Source organism: Microbacterium petrolearium, assembly GCF_054782875.1.
The window spans coordinates 26,430-47,066 of the sequence record NZ_BAAGRQ010000012.1 but is presented as its reverse complement, the minus strand read 5'-3'; the positions used below and the strand labels follow the sequence as shown (position 1 = coordinate 47,066).

Below are 20,637 nucleotides of genomic sequence, written 5' to 3'. Positions count from 1 at the left end.
CCCCGGCCGCGGCGCGTCGCGCATGCAGAATCTGTCGTCTGCCGTGCATAACCTGCACTCCCGGCTCGCGGACGGCGCGCGCGACGTAGGATGGGAGGCTGGCGCGGTCGCGCCCGATCCCCGAAAGAACGGATGTTCCGCTGTGCTTGCCGTGCACGACCTCGAGATCCGCGTCGGCGCGCGCATGCTCATGTCCGGCGTGACGTTCCGCGTGGGTCCCGGAGACAAGGTGGGCCTCGTCGGCCGCAACGGCGCGGGAAAGACCACGCTCACGAAGGTGCTGGCGGGAGACCTCATCCCCGCCGGCGGCCGCGTGGATCGCAGCGGCGAGCTCGGATACCTGCCGCAGGATCCGCGCTCCGGCGATCCGGAGGAGCTCGCGCGCACCCGCATCCTCGACGCCCGCGGGCTCGGATCGATCCAGCTCGGCATGGCGAAGGCGACCGAGGAGATGGGCTCGGACGACCCCAAGGTCGCCGAGAAGGCCATGAAGCGCTTCGGCAACCTCATGGAGCGCTTCGAGGGCCTGGGCGGCTACGCGGCCGAGGCCGAGGCGGCCACGATCGCGAACAACCTCTCGCTGCCCGACCGCATCCTCGACCAGCCGCTCAAGACGCTCTCGGGTGGCCAGCGCCGCCGCATCGAGCTCGCGCGCATCCTCTTCAGCGACGCCGGCACGATGATCCTCGACGAGCCGACGAACCACCTCGACGCCGACAGCGTGGTGTGGCTGCGCGAGTTCCTGAAGTCGTACAAGGGGGGGCTGATCGTCATCAGCCACGACGTGGACCTCGTGGAGGAGACGGTCAACCGCGTCTTCTATCTCGACGCCAACCGCCAGGTGATCGACATCTACAACATGGGCTGGAAGCACTACCAGCGCCAGCGCGTGGCCGACGAGGAGCGCCGCCGCAAGGAGCGCGCCAACGCCGAGAAGAAGGCGTCGGTGCTGCAGCAGCAGGCCGCCCGCTTCGGCGCCAAGGCGTCGAAGGCCGCTGCCGCGCACCAGATGGTGGCGCGCGCCGAGAAGCTGCTGTCGGGCCTCGAGGAGGTGCGCCAGGAGGACCGCGTCGCCAAGCTGCGCTTCCCGAAGCCCGCGCCCTGCGGCAAGACGCCGCTCATGGCGTCGGGCCTGTCGAAGTCGTACGGCGCGCTCGAGATCTTCGCCGGCGTCGACCTCGCGATCGACCGCGGCTCGAAGGTGGTCGTGCTCGGGCTGAACGGCGCCGGCAAGACGACGCTGCTGCGCATCCTGGCGGGCGTCGACAAGAGCGACACGGGGCAGATCGAGCCGGGCCACGGCCTGAAGATCGGCTACTACGCGCAGGAGCACGAGAACCTCGACGTGAACCGGTCGGTGCTCGAGAACATGATCTCGGCGGCCCCCGACCTCAACGAGACCGAGGCCCGCAAGGTGCTCGGCTCGTTCCTCTTCACAGGCGACGACGTGCTCAAGCCCGCCGGCGTGCTCTCGGGTGGCGAGAAGACGCGCCTGTCGCTCGCGACGCTCGTCGTCTCGAGCGCCAACGTGCTGCTGCTCGACGAGCCGACGAACAACCTCGATCCCGCCTCGCGCGAGGAGATCCTCGGCGCCCTGTCGCACTACGAGGGCGCCGTCGTGCTCGTGTCGCACGACGAGGGCGCGGTCGAGGCGCTCAACCCCGAGCGCGTGCTGCTGCTGCCCGACGGCGTCGAGGACATCTGGAACCGCGACTACCTCGAGCTCATCACGCTGGCCTGACGGCCGGGTTGCGGAGGTCGTCACCGCCATCGGTTGCTGAACGGAGGCGCGAAGCGCCGGAGATGAAGCGACCAGCGCAACCGCTCCATCACGCGTCGAGCAGGGCGTCCTCCTCCTCGGCGTCGCGGTCGCGGCGCTTCGCGCGCGCACGCCGCGGCGGCGCGGGGATCGACTCGTCGTCGCCCTCGTCCTCGTCCGGGTCGAGATCCTCCTCGCGCTTCGCGGCGATCTCGGTGCGGATGATGTAGCCGATGAAGCCGAAGCCCATGACGGCGAACAGGATCCACTGGATCGCGTACGACAGGTGCGGACCGGGATCCTCGGTGGGCGGCGTCAGCTCGCCGGGGCGCTCGGCGGGCGCCGGATCCTCCGACACCATGATCCCGTAGGCGCTCACGATCGTCCCGTCGCCCGCGGCCTCCGCCACGGACGGCAGGTGCAGCGTCGGCAGCTGGCCCTCGGGCGCCGTGCGACCGGAGGTGGGCAGGGGCTCGCCCGGGCGCAGGCGCGCGATCACGGTGACCTCGCCCTCGGGCGCGGCGGGCACGACGTCCGGCTGGGACTCGTGGCCGGGCGGCACCCAGCCGCGGTCGACGACGAAGATCCGCCCGTCCTCGAGCCGCAGCGGCACGAGCACCTCGAACGCCGCCGTGCCGCCCTGCGCGCGATTGCGCACGAGCAACTGGTGCTCGGTGAGGTACTCGCCGGTCAGTTCGACGGGGCGCCACTCGTCGGCGGGGTCGAGGTCGTCGGTGCCGGCGATCAGCCGCTCGACGGGCACGGGTTCGGCGTCGTAGTTCGCCTCGACGAGCGCGATCATCGCGGCGCGCTCCTCGTTGCGCGAGAACTGCCAGTGCGAGAGGAAGCCGCACGCGACCGCGAACAGGGCCGCGACGAGGCCGTAGACGGTCCAGCGGACGGCGGGGGAGCTGTTCCTCACGAGGCGACACCTTCCACGACCTCGAGCGGGAAGCCGCGGGATCCGAGGAAGTCGCGCAGGTAAGCGACGTGCTCGTCGCACGCCAGCCACACCTTGCGGCGCTCGGGGGCGTGGATCTTCGGGTTGCGCCAGCGGATGCTCCACGCGGCCGGCGCGCGGCAGCCGGCGCGCGAGCACGTGGGCTCGACGGGGTCGAGGCCGATCACGAGGGCTCGCCGTCCTCGCGCGGCGCCGGGCGGGGCGCCTCCGCGATCCGGATCACCCACGGATCCTCCGGCGCGGCCTGCGGGGTGGCCTCGATCCGCGCCCGCTCGGGGCTCTCGGCGTGCGACACCACGCGGGGCGAGGCGGCGTTGGCCATCACCACGGCGATGTACGGCAGGAAGATCGCGCCGACGGCGAAGACCGCCGTGTGCCAGCCGTACGGCACGACGGCGGCGCACAGGATGACGCACGCGAGGCGGACGGCCATCGTGAGCAGGTAGTTGCGCATGCGCAGGTTCTCGTCGTCCTCCGGAGACATCTCCAAGGACGTCGCAGACTGGGCCCTCGACGCGCGCTTCACGATGCTTCCAGCGTACGCGTGCCGGGGCTGTGCGGCCGCTGCCCGTAGGCTGGAGGGCGGTCCGAATCCCCAGCCAGGAGGCACATCCGTGAGCACCGAGAACGTCGTCCTCGTCACCGGCGGCAACCGCGGCATCGGCCGCGCCATCGCCGAGCGCTTCGTGCGCGAGGGCCACCGCGTCGCGGTGACCGGCCGCAGCGGCGAGGGGCCCGAGGGGGTGCTCACCGTGCACGCCGACGTCAACGACGGCGCCTCGCTCGACGCCGCGATCGCCGAGGTCGAAACGCAGCTCGGCCCCGTGACGACCGTCGTGGCGAACGCGGGCATCACCCGCGACACCCTGCTGATGCGCATGAGCGACGAAGACTTCGACGCCGTCGTCGGCACGAACCTCGGCGGCGCGTTCCGCACCGTCAAGCGCGCCATCAAGAGCATGATCAAGGCACGCCGCGGCCGCATCATCCTCATCTCCAGCGTCTCAGGCCTGTACGGCGTGGCCGGTCAGGCGAACTACTCCGCCTCGAAGGCCGGCCTCGTGGGCTTCGCCCGCGCGATCACGCGCGAGCTGGGCGGCCGGGGCATCACGGCGAACGTCGTCGCCCCGGGCTTCATCGAGAGCGACATGACGGCCGAGCTGGACGACGCGACCCAGGCCACGTACAAGAAGCAGATCCCCGCCGGCCGCTACGGCTCGGCCGACGAGGTCGCGGGCGTCGTCGCGTGGCTCGCCTCCGACGAGGCCGCCTACATCTCGGGCGCCGTCATCCCCGTCGACGGCGGGCTGGGGATGGGGCATTAGTTTTCCTTGGTTCTGCGCGCGCTCGGGCTGTTCTTTTTTTGAATCTGCGCGCGCTCGGGCGCCGCTCGCGTGCTCGCGCTCTCGCGTCCCGCGAGAGCGGAGGCGGCGCTTCGCGCCGCGGGGCGGCCGCATTGGCGGCCGCACGCTCGCGCTTCGCGCTCGCACAGTGATCGGTTGCGCGGTGACTTGCTGACCGGTTGAACCGGTCGGTTGATCCCATCGGTTGCTGAACGGAGCGGCCGGAGGGCGCGGAGATGAAGCGACCACCGCAACCGCCGTCGGCGGGTCAGGCGCGGCGGAAGCCGCCCTCGCTGTCGATGACCTGGCCGACGATCCACTCGCCCTCGTCGCTGACGAGCCACGCGATGAGGCGCGCCGGGTCGTCGGGCTCGCCGAAGCGCCCGCTCGGGAACCGGTCGCGCAGCCACTCCAAGGTCGCGTCGTCCATGCCGTTGCCCGGATCGAGGAAGCCGGTGTTCACCGGTCCCGGGTTCACGGTGTTGAGCAGGATGCCCTGCGGCGCGAGCTCGTCGGCGACCGTCATGGTCATGCCCGCGAGCGCCGCCTTCGCCGTGGCGTAGGCGATCTCGCCGCGCATTGGACCCTTGCCCTGGCCCGACGTCATCCAGATCACGCGGCCGCCCGGTCTGGACGGATCGTGGCGCGCGGCGAACGCCTTCGTGAGCAGCAGCACCGCGCGGGCATCCACTGCCCAGTGCGCGTCGAGCGCCGCGGCGTCGATCTCGGCCAGCGTGCCGTCCGTGCCCGAGATCGCGTGGTTGCACACGAGGATGTCGAGCGCGCCCAGCGTGTCGATCGCCGCGTCGACCAGTGCGGCCGGCGCGGCCGGATCCGCGAGATCGCCCGGCAGGTCGAGCAGGCGCGCCCCCGGCGCGAGGTGCGGCTCGATCGACGCGCGCACGTCGGCGAGCTCGTCCGCGCCCCAGGGCTGCTCGACGTCGTGGGCGCGGTGGTGATGGATCGCGACGTCGGCGGCCATCGCCGCGAGTCGCCGCGCCACGGCCGCGCCGATCCCGCGCACACGGCTCGCACCGGTCACCAGCGCCGTGCGTCCCCGCAGCGGCAGAGAATGCGTCATCCGTCCTCCTCGAGCAGTGTCAACCGCCACGACGATACGCTGGCGCGATGGATCGGGACGAGTGGGAGGAGCGCGTCGCGGCGCTATGGGCGGACGACCTCGGCGACGAGGAGCGGATCGAGCGGATGCGGGTGCTCGCGGCGGATGCGCCGCACCCGGCGCTCGGCGCCTTCGAGCTCGGGGGCGCGCTCGACTCGGCGGGCCGCGAAGCCGCGGCCGACGAGCGGTACGCCGCCGCGACGGACGCGGGCCTGGCCGCGATCGACCCCGCGCGTGCGGGGCAGCTCGTCGTGCAGCACGCGTCGACCCTGCGCAACCTGGGTCGCACCGACGAGGCCATCGCGATGCTCCGCGCCGCGCGGCCGCACCCCGAGACCGGGGCGGCGCCCGCGGTGTTCCTCGCGCTCGCGCTGCACAGCGCCGGGCGTTCGGCCGAGGCGCTGCGCGTGGCCATCGAGGCGATCGAGCCGGGCCTGCCGCGCTACCGCCGCTCCGTCCGCGCGTACGCGGCCGCGCTCACGGATGCGGATCAGGGCAGCAGCGGCAGCACCTGAGCGAGGTCGACGGGGCCGATCACGAGCGGCGCCTGCGCGCGCACCGTCGGCTTCGCGTTGAACGCGAGTCCGAGCCCGGCCGCGGCGATCATGAGCAGGTCGTTCGCCCCGTCGCCGATTGCGACGGTGCGGCGCATCGGCACGCCGTGCTCCGCCGCCCACGCGCGCAGCTGCGCGGCCTTGCCCGCCGCGTCGACGATCGGCCCGTCCACCTCGCCGGTGAGCGTGCCGGAATCCGCGACGAGCCGGTTGGCGCGCCACACGTCCACCCCGAGCGACGGCGCGAGGTCGTCGAGGATCTCGTGGAATCCGCCCGAGACGACGCCGACGACGCCGCCGCGGGCGTGCACGCCGTCGATCAGCTCGCGCACACCGGGCGTCGGCTCGATGCGCGCCCGCACTCGGGCGAACGACGCGGTCGGCACCCCCGCGAGCTCCCGCACGCGCGAGCGCAGGCTGGCGGCGAAGTCCACCTCGCCGCGCATGGCCGCCTCGGTCGCGGCGGCCACCTCGGCGCCCCGGCCGGCCTCGTCGGCGATCAGCTCGATCACCTCGTTGCGGATGAGCGTGGAGTCGGCATCGAGGACGACGAGGAAGCGCGCGGTCACGAGGCTCGAGCATATCGGTGCGCGCCGCGGGCGAATCGGCGCGCGCGGCCCGATCCGGGTGCTCGGGATCGGTAGGCTGATCGGCATGGCAGACCCCGTGCTCTCGTTCGCCGATGTCGTCGTCCGTCGTGGCCCCCGCAACATCGTGGACGGGGTCAGCTGGACGGTGAACGACGACGAGCGGTGGGTCATCCTCGGCCCGAACGGCGCCGGCAAGACGACGCTGCTGCAGCTCGCCGACACGCTCATGCACCCGACCTCCGGCACGGTGCGGATCCTCGACGAGCAGCTCGGCCGCACCGACGTGTTCGAGCTGCGCCCGCGCATCGGCTTCGCGTCCACGGCGCTGGCGCGGCAGATCCCCGCCGAGGAGACCGTGCTGAACGTCGTCATGACGGCGGCGTACTCGGTGATGGGCCGCTGGAACGAGGAGTACGAGAACGTCGACGAGCGCCGCGCGCTGCGCGTGCTGCGCGACTGGCGGCTGGATCACCTCGCCGACCGGCTCTTCGGCACGCTGAGCGACGGCGAGCGCAAGCGCGTGCAGATCGCGCGGGCAATCATGACCGATCCCGAGCTGCTCCTGCTCGACGAGCCGACCGCGAGCCTCGATCTCGGATCGCGCGAGGTGCTGCTGGCGCTCCTGTCGGAGTACGCGGCCTCGCCGTCCACGCCCGCGATCGTCATGGTGACGCACCACGTCGAGGAGATCCCCGTGGGCTTCACCCACGTGCTGCTGATGCGCGACGGGGGAGTGGTGGCGGCCGGCCCGATCGGCGAGACGCTCACGCCGCACAACCTCTCCGAGACCTTCGGCATGCAGATCGCCCTCGCCTCGGCGAACGGGCGCTACGCCGCCCGCGCGCGCATCTGAGCGCGTCCCGTGTGACCTCTGATAGACTTGATCGCTGGCGCCGTCGCGCCCACAGACTTTCCCTTTATCCATCGCTCCCGCAAGGACATCCGAATGAAGACTGACACCCACCCCGAGTACAAGCCGATCGTGTTCCGCGACCTCGGTTCGGGCGAGACGTTCCTCACGCGCTCGACCGCGACCAGCGACAAGACGATCGAGCTCGACGGCGTCGAGTACCCGGTGATCGACGTCGAGATCTCGTCGGCCTCGCACCCGTTCTACACGGGCAAGCAGCGCATCATGGACTCGGCCGGTCGCGTCGAGAAGTTCAACCAGCGCTTCAAGGGCTTCGGCTCCAAGTAAGCAGCCGATTCACGAGGGCCCCGCTCCGGCGGGGCCTTCGTCGTTCCCGGGTTTCGCCGAACCCGCCCTCGATCCGCGAACCCGTCCCGGATCCGGCGCGGGTTCGGCGATCGCGCGCGGGTTCGGCGGCGGGGCGGCGGGGACGAGTTCATCACCACGATGACGCTGATGGCGCCCGCGAGCGCGCCGAGGAACGGCAGCGCGAGCAGCGCGATGCGGATCAGCTCGTCGAGGCTCATGCCCCGATGGTACGGGTGCTCGCTCCGGCGGGATCAGCGGATGGGCCAGCTGCCGTCGACGACGGCGTCGATGCGACCGATCCTCACGAAGTACTCGGTGAGGCTCTCGGCCTGGGCACGGGCCCAGCCGATCTGCCGGGTGTGCAGCTCCTCCACCGTGTCGGGCAGCGTGTCGGCGTAGCGCTCGGCGATCGCCAGCGCGACGCGGCCGGCCGCGATCGCGTCGGCCGAGGCCTCGTGCGCGGCCTCCAGGGCGACGGCGTAGTGGGCGGCGACGACGTCGAGCGTGCGCTTGCCCTTGCGGAACCGGTCGACGGTCTTGTCGATCACGAGCGGATCGATCACGGGGTGCGGATCGGCGATCGGCTCGAGGCCGTGGCGCTGCGCCTCGTGCTTGAGCATCGACAGGTCGAAGGCGGCGTTGTAGGCCACGATCGGGATGCCGCCGGCGAGGATCGTGCGCAGCGCGTCGACGATCTCGGCCACGACCTCGTGTGCCGGGCGCCCCTCCGCCCGCGCGTGCGCGGTCGTGATGCCGTGCACCGCCGTGGCGCCCTCGGGGATCTCGATGCCGGGGTCGGCGAGCCACGACTCGGCGTGCAGCACGGCGCCCGACGAATCGAGCAGGCCGACGTAGGCCGTGACGATCCGGTCGTTCTCCACGTCGACGCCCGTGGTCTCGAGGTCGAACACGGCCACGCGATCGAGCAGCCGCGTCGAGCGCTCCGCGAGCACCATGGGCGAGTCGTCGACCGGATCCGGGGTGGGCTCGCGAACGGCGACGGTCTCCGCGACGACGACGGTCTCTGCGACGACGGCCGTGGGCGCCACGACGGCCTCGGGTGCGCCGCTCGGCTCGTCCAGATCATCGAGGTCGAACAGCGGCGGCGGATCGGGCCAGCGGTCGCTCATATCCACACCGTAGGGCGGGGCGCCGACATTCCCGGGGCGCGGCGGCGGCGCGTCGCCGCACCTTTCGCTCCGTAGACTCGACGGGTGCCCGTCGCCTCTCCCTACGCCGATCGGCTCGCCCGCATCCCCGTCGAGCGCCGCGAGGTCGAGGTGCTCGGCGGCACGACGGCGTACTGGGCGTACGGACCCGAAGACGCCGAGACGACGATCGTGGCGTACCACGGCTTCCGCGGCGACCACCACGGGCTCGAGCCGGTCGTGGCGCACCTGCCGGGGGTGCGGGTCGTCATGCCCGACCTTCCCGGCTTCGGCGCCTCGCCGCCCCTGCCGGGCCGCACCCACGACCTCGATGCGTACGCGGAGTGGGCCACGGCCTTCGCGCAGGCCGCCGCTCCGGGCGCCGTCGTCCTCGGCCACTCGTTCGGCTCGATCGTCGCCGCGGCCGCCGTGGCGAGGGGACTTCCCACGCCCCGCCTGATCCTCATCAACCCGATCGGTGCGCCCGCGCTCGAGGGCCCGCGGGGCGTCTTCACGCGCCTCGCGGTGCTCTACTACGCGGCCGGCGCCCGCCTGCCCGAGCGGATCGGCACGTGGCTACTGCGCACGCGCGTCATCGTGCGGGTCATGAGCCTCGCGATGGCCAAGACGCGCGAGCCGGCGCTGCGCCGCTGGATCCACGACCAGCACGACCGCTTCTTCTCGGGGTTCGCCGACCGCGACGTGCTGCGCCAGGCGTTCGTGACGAGCGTGTCGCATGACGTGCGCGAGTCGGCGCCGCGCATCGCGCAGCCCACCCTGCTCGTGGCGGCCGACCGCGACGACATCACGCCCATCGAGGCCGAGCGGGCGCTGCGCGGCCTGTTCCCCGACGCGCGCCTGGTCGAGCTGGCCGACGTCGGCCACCTCATCCACTACGAGAAGCCGGCCGAGGCCGCCGAGGCGATCCGGCGATTCCTGGCGGAGTAGGCGTCAGCGGCCGTCGCGCTTGGCGAGCTCCATGAGCCCGCTCACACGGTAGGGGATCGCCTCGCTCATGACGAGCGAGGTCTCGGTGCGCTCGACGCCCTCGATGCCCAGGATGCGTCCGTCGATGTCGAAGAGGTGGCGCGCGTCGCGGCAGGCGACGAAGGCCATCAGGTCGGTCTGCCCGCTCAGGCCGTGCACCTGCAGCACCTCGGGCAGGCGCGCGAGCTCGGCGGTGATCTTCTGCAGGTGCGGCTGACGCACCCCCACGGCGATGAACGCCTCGAGGGGGAATCCGAGGGCGGCCGTGGAGATCGAGCGCTCGAACGACCGGAACGCGCCGGACTTCTCCAGCCGCGCCATCCGGGCCTGCACGGTGTTGCGCGACAGGTGCAGGCGCTCGGCGAGCGCCACCACCGTGGCGCGCGGGTCCTCGGCGAGGGCGGCGAGGAGTTCGAGGTCGACGTGATCGAGCGAGGCCATAGCGAAGGAGCCTAGCAGGTACTAGCGGCCGGACCTGAGCAGGATGCTCAGTCGTTATCGAATCGAATGCGCGCCCTGCGGAGACCTTCCGCGGCTACGGCCCGCCGATCTGACAAACCGCACGCCCGTGGGTGGGTCAGGCGATCGCGTCGGCCGCGGCGAGCGTCACGCCGTCGGCGGCCACGTCGAAGACCCAGATCGAGGCGTTGGTGACGGGGGAGTCGGCGTTGGGCAGCGCTCCGTCGGTCGCCAGGCGCAGCAGCGTGCCGATCACGCCGCCGTGGCTCACCGCGATCACGCGGGCGTCGCCGTGGCGGGCGGCCAGGTCGTGCAGCGCCGTCGCCGCGCGCTCGGCCACCGCCGGCCGCGTCTCGGCGCCCGGCACCGCATCGCCGTAGCGCTCGCGCGCCTCGAGCACGCTCAGACCTTCGGCCACGCCGTAGCCGCGCTCGCCCAGGGCGTCGACGGTCTCGGGGGCGGGCAGGGCGAGCTCCGCGGCGATGATGCGCGCCGTCTCGGCCGCGCGCGAGAGCGGGCTCGCGGCGATCGCCGTGTAGCCGCCGTCGCGCAGCCGCTCCGCCGCCGCCCTGGCCTGCGCGCGGCCGGTGTCGTTGAGGGGGATGTCCGAGGAGCCCTGCAGGCGTCCTTCGAGGTTCCAGTCGGTCTGTCCGTGGCGCACGAGGGCGATGAGGGTCACCCGTCGAGGCTAGCGTCCGGCCGCGCCCTCACCCCTGGGAGGTCACCGGACGGCCGGCAGCGCCCGCGCGAGGCGTGCCAGCACGGGGCTCGTGCCCGCGTCGATCTTCACCGTGGCCCGGCGATCCGCCTTCGTCTCGCCGCGGTTGACGATGACGACGGGCAGCTTGCGGCGCCGGGCGCGCTCGACGAGGCGGATCCCGGAGTTCACGACGAGCGACGAGCCGGCCACGAGCAGCGCGTCGGCGGTGGCCACCAGCTGCTCGGCCTCGCGGAACCGGCCGGCGGGGATGTACTCGCCGAAGAACACGACGTCCGGCTTGAGCATGCCGCCGCACACCGTGCAGGCGGGGATCACGAAGCCCTCCGTCGACTCCGGCAGCACGTCGCCGTCCGGACCGAGCGGCACGTTCTCGGGCACGGTGATCCACGGGTTGTCGGCCTCGACTCGCGCGCCGATGTCGCGCCGGTCGAAGACCTGGCCGCAGCGCAGGCAGAACACGCGGCGCATCGTGCCGTGCAGCTCGACGACGCGGCTGCTGCCGGCGCGCAGGTGCAGGCCGTCGACGTTCTGCGTGATGACGCCCGTGGCGATGTCCGCGCGCTCCAGCTCGGCAATCGCCTCGTGGCCCTCGTTCGGCCGCGCGGTCGAGAACGCCTGCCAGCCCAGGTGCGAGCCGACCCAGTACCGGCGCCGCGCGGCCTCGTCGGCGAGGAACTGCTGCGCCGTCATGGGCGTGCGCCGCGGCGCGCCCTCGCCGCGATAGTCGGGGATGCCCGAGTCGGTGGACACGCCCGCGCCCGTGAGGATCGCGAGGCGCCGCCCGGCGAGCGCGTCGATCGCGCGGCCGACCTGGGCGGTCGCGGCGGCATCGAGCGAGGCGGTGGCGGTCACATCGGAAGTCTAGGCTTTGGGGGTTGTACCGGGATCGGAGGAGCGGATGGGGATCGAGCGGATCGACGACGCCGCGGACGAGCGGCTGGCCGACTACCGCGATCTCACCGACGTCGCGCTGCGCCGCGTGCTCGAGCCGCGGGGCGGGCTGTACATGGCCGAGTCGTCGAAGGTGCTGGGCCGCGCGCTCGCCGCGGGCCACGAGCCGCGCTCGGTGCTGACGGCCGAGAAGTGGCTGCCCGAGGTCGAGGCGCTGCTGGCGGGGCACCCCGAGGTGCCCGTGTACGTCGTGCCCGACGCCGTCGCCGAGGCCGTGACGGGCTACGCCGTGCACCGCGGCATGCTCGCCGCCATGCACCGGCCCGCCGACCGACCCGTCGCCGACGTGCTGCACGGCGCGCGCCTGGCGCTCGTGCTCGAGGACATCGTCGACCACACCAACGTGGGCGCGGCCTTCCGCGCCGCCGCCGGCCTCGGTGCCGACGCGGTGCTCGTCACGCCGCGCTGCGCCGATCCGCTCTACCGCCGCAGCGTGCGCGTGAGCATGGGCACCGTCTTCCAGGTGCCGTGGACGCGCCTGCCGGAGTGGCGCGGGCGCGCCGACGAGCCCGGCGCGACCGATCTGCTCCACGAGGCGGGCTTCCGCGTGGCGGCGCTCGCGCTCGCCGACGACGCGGTCGCGCTCGAGGACTTCGTGGCCGATCCGCCCGAGCGCGTCGCCCTCGTGATGGGATCCGAGGGGCACGGGCTGTCGCGGCAGGCGCTCGCCGCGGCCGACACGACCGTGACGATCCCCATGGCCGGCGGCGTCGACTCCCTCAACGTCGCCTCGGCCGCCGCCGTCGCCCTGTGGGCGCTGCGCTTCGCCCGGCGCTGATCCGGTTCAGTCCTCGGCCGCGGCCGACGGGCGGCTGAGCACCGGCAGCGCCTCGGGGCGCTTGGGCAGGATGTGGTCGCCCGAGGACTGGTGGCGCAGGCGCCGCAGCACCCACGGCACGAGATGCGTGCGCGCCCACACGAGGTCGTCGCGGCGCGCCTCGGTCCACTTGCGCTCGGGCAGGGGGTCGGGCTGCATCGGCTGCAGGTCGTTCGGCACGTTCAGCGTGCGCAGCACCATGCGGGCGACCTCGTGGTGCCCCAGCGGGTTCAGGTGCAGGCGGTCGGGCGACCAGAACCGCGCGTCCTGGATCTCCTTCAGCGCCCACAGATCCGCGACGATCGCGTCGTGGCGCTCGGCGACCGCCCGCATGTTCTCGTTGTAGATCGCGATCCGGCCGCGCAGCGCACGGAAGACGGGGTTCCAGCCCACGTCGAAGCCCGTGAAGATGACGACCGCGGCTCCCGTGCCGGCGAGCTTCGCCACGGCCTCGTCGAAGAGCACGGCGATCTCGTCCGGGTCGGTGCCGGGCCGCAGCACGTCGTTGCCGCCGGCGCAGAGCGTGACGAGGTCGGGCTGCAGCGCGACGGCGGCGTCGAGCTGCTCGGCGGCGATCTGGCGGATGAGCTTGCCGCGCACGGCGAGGTTGGCGTAGGCGAAGTCGTCGACCTGGCTCGCGAGCACGTCGGCGACGCGATCCGCCCAGCCGCGGTGCCCGCCGGGCGAGTCGGGCTCGGGGTCGCCGATGCCCTCGGTGAACGAGTCGCCCACCGCGACGAAGCGGCGCCAGGGATGCGGGCCCTCGTTGGCGACGTCGGGAGTCCGGGAGGAAGTCGTGTCGCTCATGACAGGAAGACTACGCGGAGCGCCGTGTCGGCGGCCTCGCTTATCGTGGATGGGTGCTGTCACCGTCCTTTCCGCAGAGAGCGCCCTGGGGCACCGCGGGAAGCCTCAGGGCCTGGCAGCAGGAGGCCCTCGACGCCTACGAGGCGGCCGGCAAGCGCGACTTCCTCGTGGCCGCCACGCCCGGCGCCGGCAAGACGACGTTCGCCCTCACGCTCGCGCGCAAGCTGCGGCACGAGGACGTCATCGACCAGATCATCGTCGTCGCGCCCACCGAGCACCTCAAGACGCAGTGGGCCGACGCGGCCGCTCGCGTGAACATCCGCCTCGATCCGGCCTTCCGCAACAGCCACACCGCCCCGTCCCGCCAGTACCACGGCGTCGTCGTCACCTACGCGCAGGTCGCCGCCAAGGCGATCGTGCACCGCGCCCTCACCGAGCGCGCCCGCACCCTCGTCATCCTCGACGAGGTGCACCACGGCGGCGACGCGCTCAGCTGGGGCGATGCGATCCGCGAGGCGTATGAGCCCGCCACGCGGCGCCTGCTGCTGAGCGGCACGCCGTTCCGCAGCGATGACGCGCCGATCCCGTTCGTCGAGTACGCGCCCGACGAGCAGGGCCGGCGCACCTCGGTCACCGACTACGCGTACGGCTACGGCCGCGCGCTCGCCGACGGCGTCGTGCGGCCCGTGCTGTTCCACGTGTACTCGGGGCACATGAAGTGGCGCACGCGCGCCGGCGACGAGCTCGAGGCGCACCTGGGCCAGGACAACATCAAGGACGTCACGGCGCAGGCGTGGCGCACGGCGCTCGATCCGAACGGCGAGTGGATGTCGGCGGTGCTGCGGTCGGCGGATGCGCGGCTCACGGAGATCCGCCACCATGTGCCCGACGCGGGCGGCCTCGTGCTCGCGACCGACCAGACCGCCGCGCGCGCCTACGCCAAGCTGCTGCACTCGATCACGGGCAAGCGGGCGACGGTCGTGCTCTCCGACGACGTCGAGGCGTCGCGGCGGATCGAGCGGTTCAGCGAGAGCGACGACCGCTGGATGGTCGCGGTGCGCATGGTGTCGGAGGGCGTGGACGTGCCCCGCCTCGCGGTGGGCGTCTACGCCACGTCGTCGTCGACCCCGCTGTTCTTCGCGCAGGCCATCGGCCGCTTCGTGCGCGCTCGCCGCCGCGGCGAGGCCGCGAGTGTGTTCCTGCCGCACGTGCCGGTGCTGATGGGGCTCGCGGGCGAGATGGAGCGCCAGCGCGACCACGTGCTCGACCGCGGCGAGAAGGACGAGGACGGCCTCGACGACTCGCTGCTCGAGGCCGCCGAGCGCGAGGACAAGGCCTCCGACGCGCTGATGGAGGAGGGCTCGTTCCAGGCGCTCGGATCGGTCGCGCACTTCGACCGCGTCGTGTTCGAGGGCAAGGAGTTCGGCCAGCTCGCGGTGCCCGGCACCGAGGAGGAGCAGGAGTTCATCGGCCTGCCCGGTCTGCTCGAGCCCGACCACGTGCACGAGCTGCTCATGCAGCGCGTGCAGCGGCAGTCGAAGCACCGCCAGGCCCGCGAGTCCCGCGAGCAGGAGGGCGAGGTCACCACGACGCTGCCCGAGCCGCTGCACCGCACGCTCAAGGAGCAGCGGCAGCTGCTCAACAGCCTCGTCGGCGTCTACGCGCGCCAGACCGGCCAGCCGCACGGCGCGATCCACGCCGAGCTGCGCCGCACGTGCGGCGGCCCCGCGGTCGCGCAGGCCACGGTGGCGCAGCTGCAGAAGCGCATCCAGGTGCTCCGCCGCCGCGTGCACTCGTAGTCGCTCGTCCGGCGCGGGGGTGCGGCCCGGTTCGGGAGGGGATCCCGGTTCGAGAGGACGGATCGGCGGGGTTCGGTCCTCGGGAGTGGGGATCTCCTCTCGAAGCGCCCGCGGTCAGCGGCCGATCCGCCGTTCGGATCCCCGAAATGCTGTCAATCCGGCCTCCCGGGCCGGGGAGCGCGGCGGCCGGCGGATAGCGTTGTGCGGTGAGCGACGCCCCATCCCAGACCCCGAACGCCCCGACCGCCGCCGACCGGCGCCGGTTCGCCCAGTACATCGCGGACGAGCGCGCGGAGGCCGCGGTGTACCGCCGTCTCGCGCGGCTGCGCGAGGGCGAGGAGCGCGAGATCCTGCTCGAGCTCGAGCGGGCCGAGCAGCGCCACGAGGAGCACTGGGTGCGGCTGCTGGGCGGCATGCCGCCCAAGCTCCCGCGCGCCCGGCTCGCCGACCGCTTCACGGGCTGGATGGCCGCGCGCTTCGACTCCGTCTTCACCCTCGCGCTCGCGCAGATGGCCGAGAGCCGCTCGCCGTACGACAAGGATCCGTTCGCCACGCCCGCGATGCGCGCGGACGAGAAGATCCACCACGAGGTCGTGCGGGGGCTTGCGGCCCGCAGCCGCCGGCGGCTGTCGGGCACGTTCCGCGCCGCCGTCTTCGGCGCCAACGACGGGCTCGTGAGCAATCTCGCGCTCGTCATGGGCATCGGCGCGACCGGCGCCGCGCCGCACTTCGTGCTCTTCAGCGGCATCGCCGGCCTCCTCGCCGGCGCGCTGTCGATGGGCGCGGGGGAGTTCGTCTCGGTGCGCTCGCAGCGCGAGATGCTCGACGCGACCGAGCCGAGCGACTTCGGCGACCGCTACCTGCCCGATCTCGACATCGACGCCAACGAGCTCGCCCTCGTCTACCGCACGCGCGGGCAGAGCGAGCAGGAGGCGGCGGAGCACGCGCGGCGCGTGATCGAGGCCGCGCACGCCGGCACGATGCCGACCGGGCCGCACGCGATCAACGCGCACGAGGTGGTCGGCGGGGCCTTCCGGGCCGCGTGGTCGAGCTTCCTGTTCTTCGCCTCCGGCGCGATCATCCCCGTGCTGCCGTGGATCTTCGGCCTCTCCGGCATCCCGGCCGTCGTCATCGCGCTCGTCCTCGTGGGGATCGCCCTGCTGCTCACGGGCGGCACGGTCGGTCTGCTGTCGGGTGCGTCGCCGATCCCGCGCGCGCTGCGCCAGCTCGGCATCGGCTTCGGTGCCGCCGCCGTGACGTACCTGCTGGGCCTGCTCTTCGGGGTGAGCGTGGCGTGACGCGCCCGGGCGTCGGCCCGGTGCGGGGATCGGGTGGGGATCGTGGTAACGTAGTTCCTCGGTCCGCAGTGCGGATCACACCCAATGCGCGGGTGGCGGAATAGGTAGACGCGCTAGCTTGAGGTGCTAGTGCCCGTATTAGGGCGTGGGGGTTCAAGTCCCCCCTCGCGCACAGAACGAGGAAGGACCCGGCCGAGCGGCCGGGTCCTTCTTCGTATGCCGAGGGAGTGGGGGAGTCACTTCTCCGGGGGATCTCCGTTGCGTGAGGAGGCTCAGCGCCCTCCCGGTAGGTTGGAGCGCATGGCCCGACCCGAGAACACGCCCGAGAACGAGGTGCCGGAGGTCGCGCGGATCGCCGCGGACCTGATCCGGATCGACACGACGAACTACGGCGGCGGCAACGCCAAGGGTGAGCGCGAGGCCGCCGAGTACGTGGGCGCGTACCTGGAGTCGCTCGGCCTCGAGCCGGAGTACTACGAGCCGATCCCGCGCCGCACGAACGTCATGGCGCGCGTGACGGGCCGCAACCCCGACAAGCCCGCGCTCGTGCTGCACGGGCACCTGGACGTCGTGCCCGCCGTGGCGGAGGACTGGTCGGTCGATCCGTTCGCGGGGGAGATCCGCGACGGCATGCTGTGGGGCCGCGGCGCCGTGGACATGAAGAACATGGACGCGATGATCCTCACGGCGGTGGCCGACCTGCTGCGGGCGGGGGAGCGGCCCGAGCGCGACCTCATCCTGGCGTTCTTCGCGGACGAGGAGAACGGCGGCGTCGAGGGGTCCGCGCTCGTCGTGAAGGACCGCCCGGACTGGTTCGCCGGCGCGACCGAGGCCATCAGCGAGGTCGGCGGGTACACCATCCCGATCGGCGACCGCAGCGCGTACCTGCTGCAGGTGGGCGAGAAGGCGCTGATGTGGATCAAGCTCATCGCCCGCGGTCGCGCCGGGCACGGCAGCCGATTCCACCCCGAGAACGCCGTGACGCGGCTGTCCGAGGCGCTCGCGACGCTCGGCCGCGTGGCGTGGCCCGTGGAGATGACCGCGACCACGAGCCAGCTGCTGGAGGGCATCGCCGAGCTCAGCGGCGAGACGAGCGCCGATCCCGACGTGCTGGCCGCGCACGCGGGGCCCGCCGAGGCGTTCATCAAGTCGACCTTCCGCACCGTGTCGAACCCGACCGGCCTGACGGCGGGCTACAAGCACAACGTGATCCCGGATCGCGCGGAGGCGACCGTCGACGTGCGCGTGCTGCCCGGCACGGAGGACGCGGTGCTCGCCGAGATCCAGCGGATCGTGGGCGACGACATCGAGATCGAGATGGTCGTGCGCGACATCGGGCTGGAGATCCCGTTCGCCGGCCCGCTCGTCGACGCGATGGTCGGCGCCCTCGGCCGCCACGACCCGGGCGTCCCGGTGCTGCCGTACCTGCTGGGCGCCGGCACCGACAACAAGGCCCTCTCGCAGCTCGGCATCGACGGCTACGGCTTCGCGCCGCTGCGCCTGCCGGCCGACCTGGACTTCACGGGCATGTTCCACGGCGTGGACGAGCGCGTGCCGGTCGACGCGCTCGCGTTCGGCCAGCGCGTGCTCGCGGACCTCATCCGCTCGTACTGACGGATCCTCCGGAAGTCTGACGAGACGTTCGGCGCCGGTGACCTAGAGTCGACTCTCGTGCATTACATCGAGGCGCTCATCCTGGGGCTCGTGCAGGGTCTGACGGAGTTCCTGCCGATCTCGTCCAGCGCGCACATCCGCGTCGTCGGCGAGTTCCTGCCGTCGGCGGCGGACCCCGGCGCGACCTTCACCGCGATCACGCAGATCGGCACCGAGCTGGCCGTGCTCGTGTACTTCTGGAGCAGGATCGTCACGATCATCCGCAAGTGGGCGCTGTCGCTGGCCGGCAAGGTCGCGAAGGACGACCCGGACGTGCGGATGGGCTGGCTCGTCATCATCGGCACGATCCCGATCGGCATCCTCGGCTTCACGCTGCAGGAGTACATCCGCGACACCTTCCGCAACCTGTGGCTCGTCGCGGCCGTGCTCATCGGCTTCGGCATCATCCTGGGCCTCGTCGACCGCTATGCGCGGCGCGACCGGACCATGGACGAGGTCACCTACCCGCACGGCCTCACGATCGGCGTGGCGCAGGCGCTCGCGCTGGTGCCGGGCGTCTCGCGCTCCGGCGCGACGACGACGGCCGCGCGTGCCCTCGGCTATGACCGCACCTCGGCGGCGGAGTTCGCCTTCCTGCTCGCGGTGCCGGCGGTGTTCGCCTCGGGCCTGTGGGAGCTGCGCGAGGGCCTCCAGACGGGCGACCCGGGTCCCTACGGCTGGGGCGGCACGATCCTCGCCACCGTCGTGGCGGGCGTCGTCGGCTGGCTCGTCATCGCATACCTGATGCGCTACCTCAAGACGGGCAGCTTCCTGCCGTTCGTCCTCTACCGCGTGGCCCTCGGCGCCGTGCTCATGATCCTGCTCGCCACCGGCGTGCTGGCGGCATATTGATTCGCGCCGGCCCGCACATGGCCGGATGGTGCGCCTCTGACGACGTCATCCTGGAGCCCGACGGTGAGCACTGAGCCCGAGGCCATCGACACCGAGCGCGAGCCGACCACATGGACCCTCGCGCCCGACGAGTTCGCCGCGACCAAGAACCGCGCTGCCAAGATCAGCGCCCGCGCGATCTCGGCACAGCGCTCGCCGCGGTACGCCGAGCTCTGGAGTGCGATGGGGATCTCGCGGCCCGCCGTGCGGTGGGTCGTCGACGGGTTCGACCTGTCACGGCCATGAGCGCCCGGTGTACGCGGCTTCGGGACTGCTGCACGAGTAGGTGACATCTGAGCTGGCTTGCCCGGGAGGGCGGCCTGGAAGGATGTTGCTGTGCCCAAGCCTTACCCGAGCGAGTTCCGTGACGACGTGGTGCGCGTCGCTCAGAACCGCGAGCCTGGAGTCACGATCGAGCAGATCGCGAAAGACTTCGGTGTTCACCCGATGACGCTGCAGAAGTGGCTCCACCGCGCCAAGGTCGAAACCGGCGCTGCGCCCGGAACGACCCGCTCCGAGGCGGCCGAGCTGCGCGAAGCGCGCAAGCGGATCCGGCTGCTCGAGCAGGAGAACGAGGTGCTGCGTCGGGCGGCGGCGTATCTGTCGCAGGCGAACCTGCCGGGAAAAGGCTCTACCCGCTCGTGACGGAGCTCGCCGCCGCAGGGATCCCTGTGACGGTGACGTGTCGGGTGCTCAAGCTCTCCCGCCAGCCCTACTACCGGTGGCTGGCGGACCCCATCACCGAGAGCGAGGTGGTGGAGGCGTATCGCGCGAACGCGCTGTTCGACGCGCACAAGGATGACCCCGAGTTCGGACATCGGCTGCTCGCCGACGAGGCCCGCGACCACGGTGAGGCGATGTCGGACCGCACCGCGTGGCGGATCGCCTCAGCGAACGGCTGGTTCAGCGCGTTCGGGAAGCCCAAGCGCGGCAAGCACCGGAAGCCGGGGCGTCCCGTGCACGACGACCTCTGCGCCGTCGTAGACGAGCACGGCCGGACCCGACACGTGTTCACCGCCGACGCGCCGAACGAACTGTGGCTGACGGACATCACTGAGCACAAGACCGCCGAGGGCAAGCTCTACCTCTGCGCGATCAAGGACGTGTTCTCCGGTCGAATCGTCGGGTACTCGATCGACTCGCGGATGAAGTCGCGACTGGCCGTTCAGGCGCTCGAGAACGCCGTCGCGATGCGCGGCGACGTCGCCGGCCGCTTGGTTCACTCAGACCGGGGATCTCAGTTCCGCAGCCGGAAGATGCTCCGCGCCCTGGCCCGTTATCGCATGGTCGGATCCATGGGTCGCGTCGGCTCAAGCGGGGACAACGCGGCTATGGAATCCTTCTTCGCGCTGCTCCAGAAGAACGTCCTCAACCGCCGCACCTGGACCACTCGCGACCAGCTGCGCATCGCGATGGTCACCTGGATCGAACGGACCTACCACCGGCGTCGGCGGCAGGCGCGCCTTGGCCGTTTGACGCCCATCGAGTTCGAGACCATCATGAACACGGCCGTCGCACTGGCGGCGTGACTAAGAACTGTCACCTATCCGTGCAGCAGTC

The 20,637-nt window shown here is 72.2% G+C and carries 23 protein-coding genes and 1 tRNA gene; 14 read left to right on the top strand and 10 right to left on the bottom strand.

Features of this window, described 5'->3' with window-relative positions; translation table 11 throughout:
• Positions 1-142 precede the first annotated feature (142 nt).
• Complete coding sequence (locus ACYVJ0_RS10290) at positions 143-1,741, top strand: ABC-F family ATP-binding cassette domain-containing protein (RefSeq protein WP_460817668.1); 1,599 nt, start codon at positions 143-145, stop codon at positions 1,739-1,741.
• Between the two features lie 88 nt (positions 1,742-1,829).
• Here the strand turns inward: ACYVJ0_RS10290 and ACYVJ0_RS10285 are convergent, their stop codons facing one another.
• Genes ACYVJ0_RS10285 through ACYVJ0_RS10275 form a run of 3 tightly spaced genes read right to left on the bottom strand, consistent with a single transcriptional unit; the run spans position 1,830 to position 3,204 of the window.
• Complete coding sequence (locus ACYVJ0_RS10285; protein WP_460817667.1) at positions 1,830-2,681, bottom strand: SURF1 family cytochrome oxidase biogenesis protein; 852 nt, start codon at positions 2,679-2,681, stop codon at positions 1,830-1,832.
• Positions 2,678-2,887, bottom strand: a complete 210-nt coding sequence (locus ACYVJ0_RS10280; RefSeq protein WP_460817665.1) for a hypothetical protein — start codon at positions 2,885-2,887, stop codon at positions 2,678-2,680. Before ACYVJ0_RS10280 ends, ACYVJ0_RS10285 begins: the two co-directional genes overlap by 4 nt.
• Complete coding sequence (locus tag ACYVJ0_RS10275) at positions 2,884-3,204, bottom strand: DUF3099 domain-containing protein (protein ID WP_460817718.1); 321 nt, start codon at positions 3,202-3,204, stop codon at positions 2,884-2,886. The genes ACYVJ0_RS10280 and ACYVJ0_RS10275 overlap by 4 nt, the downstream gene beginning before the upstream one ends.
• A gap of 130 nt (positions 3,205-3,334) precedes the next feature.
• Between ACYVJ0_RS10275 and fabG the strand changes: the two genes are divergently transcribed.
• A complete protein-coding gene (gene fabG / locus ACYVJ0_RS10270; protein ID WP_460817663.1) occupies positions 3,335-4,045 on the top strand; it encodes a 3-oxoacyl-ACP reductase FabG in 711 nt (236 codons plus the stop codon).
• A gap of 286 nt (positions 4,046-4,331) precedes the next feature.
• On the opposite strand, the gene ACYVJ0_RS10265 is transcribed toward fabG, so the two are convergent.
• The gene (locus ACYVJ0_RS10265) at positions 4,332-5,144 is read right to left on the bottom strand and encodes an SDR family oxidoreductase (RefSeq protein ID WP_460817661.1); all 813 of its coding nucleotides are present in this window, start codon (positions 5,142-5,144) and stop codon (positions 4,332-4,334) included.
• Between the two features lie 47 nt (positions 5,145-5,191).
• On the opposite strand from ACYVJ0_RS10265, the gene ACYVJ0_RS10260 reads away from it, so the two are divergent.
• Positions 5,192-5,698, top strand: a complete 507-nt coding sequence (locus ACYVJ0_RS10260) for a tetratricopeptide repeat protein (RefSeq protein WP_460817660.1) — start codon at positions 5,192-5,194, stop codon at positions 5,696-5,698.
• On the opposite strand, the gene serB is transcribed toward ACYVJ0_RS10260, so the two are convergent.
• The gene (serB, locus tag ACYVJ0_RS10255) at positions 5,674-6,306 is read right to left on the bottom strand and encodes a phosphoserine phosphatase SerB (protein WP_449855284.1); all 633 of its coding nucleotides are present in this window, start codon (positions 6,304-6,306) and stop codon (positions 5,674-5,676) included. The genes ACYVJ0_RS10260 and serB overlap by 25 nt on opposite strands.
• An 85-nt stretch (positions 6,307-6,391) precedes the next feature.
• Here serB and ACYVJ0_RS10250 point away from each other — a divergent pair, with 85 nt between their 5' ends.
• A complete protein-coding gene (locus tag ACYVJ0_RS10250) occupies positions 6,392-7,180 on the top strand; it encodes an ABC transporter ATP-binding protein (RefSeq protein WP_460817658.1) in 789 nt (262 codons plus the stop codon).
• Positions 7,181-7,273: 93 nt separating this feature from the next.
• Positions 7,274-7,525 (top strand): type B 50S ribosomal protein L31, encoded by a 252-nt coding sequence (locus ACYVJ0_RS10245; RefSeq protein ID WP_449855282.1) that lies wholly within the window; start codon positions 7,274-7,276, stop codon positions 7,523-7,525.
• Between the two features lie 272 nt (positions 7,526-7,797).
• On the opposite strand, the gene ACYVJ0_RS10240 is transcribed toward ACYVJ0_RS10245, so the two are convergent.
• Positions 7,798-8,502: a 3'-5' exonuclease gene (locus ACYVJ0_RS10240; protein WP_449855287.1), complete on the bottom strand. Its 705-nt coding sequence runs from the start codon at positions 8,500-8,502 to the stop codon at positions 7,798-7,800.
• Positions 8,503-8,760: 258 nt separating this feature from the next.
• On the opposite strand from ACYVJ0_RS10240, the gene ACYVJ0_RS10235 reads away from it, so the two are divergent.
• A complete protein-coding gene (locus ACYVJ0_RS10235) occupies positions 8,761-9,642 on the top strand; it encodes an alpha/beta fold hydrolase (protein ID WP_460817656.1) in 882 nt (293 codons plus the stop codon).
• Between the two features lie 3 nt (positions 9,643-9,645).
• Here ACYVJ0_RS10235 and ACYVJ0_RS10230 read toward each other — a convergent pair whose 3' ends face one another.
• From ACYVJ0_RS10230 to ACYVJ0_RS10220, 3 genes are all read right to left on the bottom strand, one after another.
• Positions 9,646-10,122, bottom strand: a complete 477-nt coding sequence (locus ACYVJ0_RS10230) for an Lrp/AsnC family transcriptional regulator (RefSeq protein WP_449855280.1) — start codon at positions 10,120-10,122, stop codon at positions 9,646-9,648.
• Positions 10,123-10,258: 136 nt separating this feature from the next.
• The gene (locus tag ACYVJ0_RS10225; protein WP_449855279.1) at positions 10,259-10,819 is read right to left on the bottom strand and encodes a histidine phosphatase family protein; all 561 of its coding nucleotides are present in this window, start codon (positions 10,817-10,819) and stop codon (positions 10,259-10,261) included.
• A 42-nt stretch (positions 10,820-10,861) separates the two neighbouring features.
• Positions 10,862-11,713, bottom strand: coding sequence for a Sir2 family NAD-dependent protein deacetylase (locus tag ACYVJ0_RS10220; protein WP_460817653.1), 852 nt, complete (start codon positions 11,711-11,713; stop codon positions 10,862-10,864).
• Positions 11,714-11,759: 46 nt separating this feature from the next.
• Between ACYVJ0_RS10220 and ACYVJ0_RS10215 the strand changes: the two genes are divergently transcribed.
• Entirely contained in the window at positions 11,760-12,590 is an 831-nt protein-coding gene (locus ACYVJ0_RS10215) for a TrmH family RNA methyltransferase (protein ID WP_460817651.1), read from the top strand.
• A gap of 6 nt (positions 12,591-12,596) precedes the next feature.
• On the opposite strand, the gene ACYVJ0_RS10210 is transcribed toward ACYVJ0_RS10215, so the two are convergent.
• On the bottom strand, positions 12,597-13,436 hold the full coding sequence (locus tag ACYVJ0_RS10210) for an SGNH/GDSL hydrolase family protein (protein ID WP_460817650.1): 840 nt from the start codon (positions 13,434-13,436) through the stop codon (positions 12,597-12,599).
• 53 nt (positions 13,437-13,489) lie between these two features.
• Here ACYVJ0_RS10210 and ACYVJ0_RS10205 point away from each other — a divergent pair, with 53 nt between their 5' ends.
• From ACYVJ0_RS10205 to ACYVJ0_RS10175, 7 genes are all read left to right on the top strand, one after another.
• Positions 13,490-15,235: a DEAD/DEAH box helicase gene (locus tag ACYVJ0_RS10205; protein ID WP_460817648.1), complete on the top strand. Its 1,746-nt coding sequence runs from the start codon at positions 13,490-13,492 to the stop codon at positions 15,233-15,235.
• Between the two features lie 206 nt (positions 15,236-15,441).
• The gene (locus tag ACYVJ0_RS10200; RefSeq protein WP_460817646.1) at positions 15,442-16,533 is read left to right on the top strand and encodes a VIT1/CCC1 transporter family protein; all 1,092 of its coding nucleotides are present in this window, start codon (positions 15,442-15,444) and stop codon (positions 16,531-16,533) included.
• A gap of 86 nt (positions 16,534-16,619) precedes the next feature.
• A tRNA-Leu gene (locus tag ACYVJ0_RS10195) sits at positions 16,620-16,705 on the top strand.
• 128 nt (positions 16,706-16,833) lie between these two features.
• Positions 16,834-18,147, top strand: a complete 1,314-nt coding sequence (locus ACYVJ0_RS10190; RefSeq protein WP_460817645.1) for a M20/M25/M40 family metallo-hydrolase — start codon at positions 16,834-16,836, stop codon at positions 18,145-18,147.
• Positions 18,148-18,204: 57 nt separating this feature from the next.
• Positions 18,205-19,038: an undecaprenyl-diphosphate phosphatase gene (locus tag ACYVJ0_RS10185; RefSeq protein WP_460817643.1), complete on the top strand. Its 834-nt coding sequence runs from the start codon at positions 18,205-18,207 to the stop codon at positions 19,036-19,038.
• 63 nt (positions 19,039-19,101) lie between these two features.
• Positions 19,102-19,323: a hypothetical protein gene (locus tag ACYVJ0_RS10180; protein ID WP_460817641.1), complete on the top strand. Its 222-nt coding sequence runs from the start codon at positions 19,102-19,104 to the stop codon at positions 19,321-19,323.
• A 90-nt stretch (positions 19,324-19,413) separates the two neighbouring features.
• Positions 19,414-20,606, top strand: a protein-coding gene (locus tag ACYVJ0_RS10175; protein ID WP_460817640.1) for an IS3 family transposase whose coding sequence is annotated in 2 segments (ribosomal slippage) — positions 19,414-19,698 and positions 19,701-20,606 — 1,191 coding nt in all. Because the reading frame shifts where the segments join, the coding sequence is not laid out codon by codon here.
• Positions 20,607-20,637: the final 31 nt, after the last annotated feature.